1 protein-coding gene is annotated in these 3,077 nt (G+C 43.5%); it reads left to right on the top strand.

All coding sequences use genetic code 11. From position 1 onward, the window contains the following. The first annotated feature begins 252 nt into the window (after nt 1–252). On the top strand, nt 253–2,829 hold the full coding sequence (gene clpB / locus N7974_RS20315; RefSeq protein ID WP_262967353.1) for an ATP-dependent chaperone ClpB: 2,577 nt from the start codon (nt 253–255) through the stop codon (nt 2,827–2,829). The last annotated feature ends 248 nt before the right edge of the window (nt 2,830–3,077 follow it).

Below are 3,077 nucleotides of genomic sequence, written 5' to 3'. Positions count from 1 at the left end.
TGCAAAATCTTCAGAATTACCAAAGATGTTTATCGGGGTAAGCACAAGCATTACTCCCTGACATGGAATTTAGTGGCTGCTCTTGTTAACTTACGCTATGACTGTATTTAGGAAAGATGTCTAATATCAGTTAATAATCTGCACCATTGACCTGATTCATCGATAAATACAAAAGCAAAAGTCCGCTTGAAAATTGACCTATACTCCCTCATATTAGCTCTAACTTAAACACTTTTTATAAGGTATATCATGATGCGAATGGATAAATTAACCAGCAAGTTTCAATCAGCTTTGGCTGATGCTCAAAGTATGGCCTTGGGAAAAGATCATCAATTTATCGAACCTGTACATTTAATGATGGCATTACTGGATCAGGAAGGCGGCAGCATCAAGCCGTTACTGGCCCAGATCAGTGTTAATACACAGATGCTGCGCACAGAACTTGCCATGGAATTGGCGCGTATTGCGACCGTTAGTGGTTCGGGCGGCGATGTCCAAATATCAAATGAATTATCCAGACTGCTAAATTTAACCGATAAATTAGCCCAAAAACGTAACGATAAATTCATCTCCAGCGAATTATTTTTACTGGCGGCTTGTGAAGAAAAAGGAGTGTTAAACGATCTGCTTAAAAAAGCCGGTGTTATTAAGAAAAATGTCGAAATAGCGATTGATAAAATGCGCGGTGGTGAAGCAGTTGATGATGCCAATGCCGAAGATCAACGCCAGGCCTTAAATAAATACACCATCAACCTGACGGAACGTGCCGCGCAAGGCAAACTTGATCCGGTTATCGGCAGAGATGATGAAATTCGTCGCACCATTCAAGTTTTACAACGACGTACCAAAAACAATCCTGTTTTAATCGGTGAGCCCGGCGTCGGTAAAACAGCGATTGTTGAAGGTTTGGCGCAACGTATCGTTAATGGTGAAGTACCGGAAGGAATTAAAGGCAAACAAGTATTGGCTTTAGACATGGCCGCATTAATTGCCGGTGCCAAGTTTCGCGGTGAATTTGAAGAGCGTCTGAAAGCCGTTTTAAATGATCTGGCCAAACAAGAAGGTCAGGTGATCCTGTTTATTGATGAGCTACATACCATGGTCGGTGCAGGTAAGGCTGAAGGTGCCATGGATGCAGGCAATATGTTAAAACCCGCGCTGGCGCGTGGCGAATTGCATTGCGTAGGGGCAACGACACTGGATGAATATCGTAAATATGTTGAAAAAGATGCCGCGCTGGAACGTCGTTTTCAAAAAGTATTGGTCGATGAACCTTCTGTCGAAGATACCATTGCCATTTTGCGTGGCTTAAAAGAAAAATACGAAGTGCATCACGGCGTTAGCATTACCGACCCGGCCATTGTTGCTGCAGCAACGTTGTCTTACCGGTATATTGCTGACCGAAAACTACCCGACAAAGCCATTGATCTTATTGATGAGGCCGGCAGCCGAATCCGCATGGAAATTGACTCCAAGCCGGAAGAAATGGACAAATTATACCGGCGCTTGATTCAATTAAAAATTGAGCAGGTAGCACTAAAAAAAGAACAGGATGCAGCGTCCAAAAAACGTCTCGAAATCCTGGAAGAAGAAATTGCCGATCTGGAAAAAGAATATTCCGATCTTGAGGAAATATGGAAATCTGAAAAAGCCTCATTGCAAGGTTCAGCATTGATTAAAGAAAAGCTGGAACATGCCCGAACAGATTTGGAAGTAGCCAGTCGCACTAATGATTTGGCGCGTATGTCAGAACTTCAGTATGGCATTATTCCCGCCTTGGAAAAGCAGCTGACCATGGCTGCACCCGCTGAAACTCAAAAAATGACCTTGTTACGCAATAAAGTCACCGAAGAAGAAATTGCCGAAGTGGTATCAAAATGGACGGGAATACCGGTCTCAAAAATGATGGAAGGCGAGCGTGATAAATTATTACGCATGGAAGATTATTTAAGCAAAAGGGTCGTTGGCCAGGATGAGGCACTGAAAGCGGTCAGCAATGCGATACGCCGCTCCAGAGCCGGATTATCCGATCCCAATCGCCCCAATGGATCATTTTTGTTTCTGGGACCTACCGGTGTCGGTAAAACTGAATTGTGCAAAGCCCTGGCAGAATTTATGTTTGATACGGTTGATGCAATGGTACGCATTGATATGTCAGAGTTTATGGAAAAACATTCTGTCGCACGTCTTATTGGTGCACCTCCTGGCTATGTAGGTTATGAAGAAGGTGGTTATTTAACTGAACTGGTCAGACGTAAACCGTATTCGGTTATTTTGCTGGATGAAATTGAAAAAGCCCACCCGGATGTATTTAATGTCTTGTTACAAGTTCTGGATGATGGCCGCTTAACCGATGGCCAAGGCAGAACTGTCGATTTTAGAAATACCGTCATCGTAATGACTTCAAATCTGGGCTCCGATATCATTCAGGAACTGGCAGGTGAAGCCCTTTACCCGGTAATGAAAGCGGCTGTGATGGATAAAGTCAGTCAGCACTTTCGACCCGAGTTTATCAACCGGATCGATGAAGCCGTGGTTTTCCATCCATTGGGACGTGAACAAATCAGAGCTATTTCCAGCATCCAGATTGAGCATCTGCGTCAGCGTTTACGGGATCGGGAAATTGGCTTTGAAATGACTGATCAAGCCATAGATTTGTTGGGTGAGTCTGGGTTTGATCCGGTGTACGGAGCCAGACCCATGAAACGCGCAATACAACAACAACTGGAAAATCCGCTGGCGCAAAAAATACTGTCAGGGCATTTTATTGCCGGTGACACTATAAAAGTAGATATAGACGATGAGGGACTACGATTTTTGAAGGCTTAACTTTCGCTGCCAACAGATACCATCCCTTGAAGGGATGGTATCTGTGTCAACTTACAGCAACTTGAATTGGAAATTTAATTTCTGAAAGTCTATAAAGAGCTAAATCAGCATTTCACTTTAGTAAAACTCGATGTTCAAGTTTTTAAACTCTTTACATTCTTATTTTTGGCAAATCATCCAGCAGCACGGTACTGTAGCGAAGCAGTCGGTTCCAGTCGGCCTAAATCTCTACCAACCATATGCTTGCC

The organism is Methylobacter psychrophilus (genome assembly GCF_025583945.1).
Classification (GTDB): Bacteria; Pseudomonadota; Gammaproteobacteria; order Methylococcales; family Methylomonadaceae; genus Methylobacter_C; species Methylobacter_C psychrophilus.
This window is presented reverse-complemented; position numbering and strand designations above follow the sequence as displayed.